2 protein-coding genes are annotated in these 3,131 nt (G+C 71.7%); one reads left to right on the top strand and one right to left on the bottom strand.

What is annotated here, in order from left to right:
* Positions 1-207: 207 nt before the first annotated feature.
* Positions 208-1,848 carry an alkaline phosphatase D family protein gene (locus tag AAHZ94_RS31405; protein ID WP_349997111.1) on the bottom strand — a complete coding sequence of 547 codons (1,641 nt, stop codon included), beginning with the start codon at positions 1,846-1,848 and terminating at the stop codon, positions 208-210.
* Between the two features lie 442 nt (positions 1,849-2,290).
* Between AAHZ94_RS31405 and AAHZ94_RS31400 the strand changes: the two genes are divergently transcribed.
* Positions 2,291-3,052: an SDR family oxidoreductase gene (locus tag AAHZ94_RS31400; protein ID WP_349997110.1), complete on the top strand. Its 762-nt coding sequence runs from the start codon at positions 2,291-2,293 to the stop codon at positions 3,050-3,052.
* Positions 3,053-3,131 lie beyond the last annotated feature (79 nt).

Genomic DNA, 3,131 nt, shown 5'->3' with positions numbered 1-3,131 from the left:
GGGGGCGCCGGGGGCCCCCGGGGGGGGGGGGGGGGGGGGGGGGGGGGGGGGCGGCCCGTACGCACCGGCGCCCGGGGCCGGCCGTGGCGCGGGGCACGGGGTGTGCTCCGCGACACGGTGTCGGCATCGGGGCCGGCATCGGGGCCGGCGTCGGCACCGGCAAGGGGGCCGGGCCGGAGCGGGCCCCGGCCCGGGGGATCAGACCCGTCAGACCTGGTGCAGGCCCGGGTTGCCCGCCTCGGACGCGTACGAGGCCACGGTCTCGATCGGCGCGCCGGGCTTGGTGATGAAGGGCACCGTCTTGTAGTCGGCGCGGGCCTGCTCGCGGTCGAGCGTGAGCGTCACGTAGCCGCGCTTGCCGTTGTAGAACTTCAGGTGCGGGTTGGCCTTCATGTACCGGTCCCAGTTGTCCGGCTTCTCCGTGCCGTCCTTGCCACTGGCGATGGACGTGGTGACGAACTCGACGCCCACCGTGCGGGAGTCGGGCTTGGCGAAGTCCCGCTTGATGTCGAACGCGTAGTGCACGTGCACGTCACCGGTGAGGACCACCAGGTTGTCCACGCCCGCGGCCTCGGCACCGGCCAGCACCCGCTCGCGGGAGGCCGGGTAGCCGTCCCAGGAGTCCATGCTGAGCTTGTAGTCCGGGTTCGATGTGCTGCGCCGCTCGGCGAAGGTGACCTGCTGCGGCACGACGTTCCACAGCGCGCGGGAGCGGCGCCAGCCGTCGAGCAGCCAACGCTCCTGCGTCGCACCGGTGAGGGTGCGCGACGGGTCGGTCGACTCGGGGCCCGGCACCTGCCAGCCGTCGCCGTACGCCTGGTCCGAGCGGTACTGCCGGGTGTCCAGGATGTCGAACTGCGCGAGCTGCCCGTACGGGAGGCGGCGGTAGAGCCGCATGTCGGCGCCGTTGGGGCGCTGCGGGGTGCGCAGCGGCTGGTTCTCCCAGTACGCGCGGTACGCGGCGGCGCGGCGGATCAGGAACTCCTCCGGCGGCACGTCGTTCTCGGGCTGCTCGCCCGCGTAGTTGTTCTCCGTCTCGTGGTCGTCCCAGGTGACGATGAACGGGTGCGCGGCGTGCGCGGCCTGGAGGTCCGGGTCGCCCTTGTAGAGGGCGTACCGCAGCCGGTAGTCCTCCAGCGTGATCGTCTCCCGGTTGAAGACGGCCGGCAGCCTGCGGTCGGTGTAGTTGCGGGCGCCGCCGACCGAGTTGACCGCGTACTCGTAGAGGTAGTCGCCGAGGTGGAAGACGGCGTCCAGGTCCTCGTCGGCCAGGTGCTTGTAGGGCGTGAAGTAGCCGTCGTGGTACGCCTGGCAGGAGACCAGGCCGAAGCGCAGCTCGGAGATGCGGGCCCGGGAGGAGGGCGCGGTGCGGGTGCGGCCGACCTCGCTGATCCAGTCGCCGGTGCGGAACCTGAAGTAGTACGTGCGGTCCGCGTCCAGCCCGCTGGGCTCGACGTGCACGGTGTGGTTGAACTCGGCGAACGCGCTGGTGGTGCCGCGCCGCGCGATGCGCCGGAACCGCTCGTCGTGCGCCATCTCCCAGCGCACCTGGACCTTCTTGCGGGGCAGGCCGCCACCGATCTCGAAGGGGCGCGGGGCCAGTCGCGTCCACAGCACGACCGAGTCGGGGCGCGGGTCACCGGAGGCGACGCCGAGCGTGAACGGGTTGTCGGTGATCCGCCGGGCGTCGTACGTGCCGGACGCGGCCTGCGCGGTGCCCGGCATGTTGGTGGCGAACGCGAGCGCCGCCGCGGCGCCGGTGACGGTCACAAACCGACGGCGGCCCAACTGCGCTGCCGCGGCCCGTATCTCCTGCTCGACATGATCGCCATGCGATGAATGAGTCATGTGCCCCTCCTGGGCTGATGTGGACGCAGGCGATTGGAACGGTGACGGACGGCGCCACGCTGACCCATGTACGACACACACATGTCGCGTGCATGAGTTCCACCCCCGTAACGGGCTTTTACGGCAATCCGTGACGGGCGCCCGCCATGCGGCGCATCTCGGGCCGGGCGGACGCCGTACGGGAAGCCGGGCGGGCGCCGTACGCGAGGTCGGACAGACGGTGCGCGGGGGGCCGGACGGGCGCCGTACGGGGGTGGAATGCCGCCCGCCAGCGCCAGGCCCCGCCGTCGCGAAATCCCCGTCCGTTTACCGCCAGCGAACCGGCCGCCCCGCGCCGCAGGATGGCCACATCGACGAATTCACGCATCGAATTCACGGCCCGCAAGAGCAGCCAAGAACAGCTAAAAGCAGCTAAGAAACAGAACGGAAAGGCACGACTGCCATGTCAACGCGTTTCGCATCCAAGGTCATGATGGTCACCGGGGCGACGTCGGGAATGGGAAGGGCGGTGGCGGAACGCCTGGCGGCCGAAGGAGCGAGCGTCGTCCTCGCGGCGCGCCGCAAGGAGTTGGGCGACGAGGTGGCGGCGGACATCAGGGCTCGCGGCGGCAACGCCCTCTTCGTACCGACGGACGTCACCGTGGAATCGCAGGTGGCCGCCGCGGTGGACGCTGCGGTACGCGAATTCGGCCGGCTCGACGGCGCGTTCAACAACGCCGGCGGCGTCAATTCCTTCGACCCGATCCCGGACATCCCGGCCGACCGCTGGGCGTCCGAACTGGAACACAACCTGACGAGCGTGTTCTTCAGCCTCAAGCACCAACTCCCGGCCATCACGGCGGCCGGCGGCGGCTCCATCGTCGTCAACGCCTCCAACCTCGGCGTCGTCGGCATGCCGGGCGTGGCCCCCTACGTGGCCGCCAAGCACGGCGTGGTCGGCCTGACCCGAGCAGCGGCCCTGGAACACGCCGCGCAGTCGGTCCGGGTCAACGCCCTGATAACCGGCGGCGTCGACACCCCCCTCTTCCGCGAAACGATGGGCGCAACCCCGGAGTCGGTCGCCCAGATCGCGGCCCTGCACCCGCTGGGCCGCATCTCCCAGCCGGCGGAGATCGCGGCCTTCGCCACCTTCCTCCTCAGCGACGAGGCGACCTTCGTGACGGGCGCCGCGCTGGCGGTGGATGGGGGGTTCACGGCGCGGTAGGGGTGATTTAGGTGGGGGTGCGGCGGGGCGTCGCGGGAGCGGTCCCCGGGGCCGCCGCGGCGCGGCAGCCGCTGTCGCG

Source organism: Streptomyces sp. HSW2009 (assembly GCF_040240285.1).
In the GTDB taxonomy this organism is placed as follows: domain Bacteria; phylum Actinomycetota; class Actinomycetes; order Streptomycetales; family Streptomycetaceae; genus Streptomyces.
The sequence above is the reverse complement of the archived record's forward strand: the minus strand, read 5'-3'. Positions and strand labels throughout refer to the sequence as shown.

Bases quoted from the DNA above. Each gene is read 5' to 3' on its own strand.
- AAHZ94_RS31405 (WP_349997111.1), bottom strand. From the start codon at position 1,848: ATGACTCATTCATCGCATGGCGATCATGTCGAGCAGGAGATACGGGCC.
- AAHZ94_RS31400 (WP_349997110.1), top strand. From the start codon at position 2,291: ATGTCAACGCGTTTCGCATCCAAGGTCATGATGGTCACCGGGGCGACG.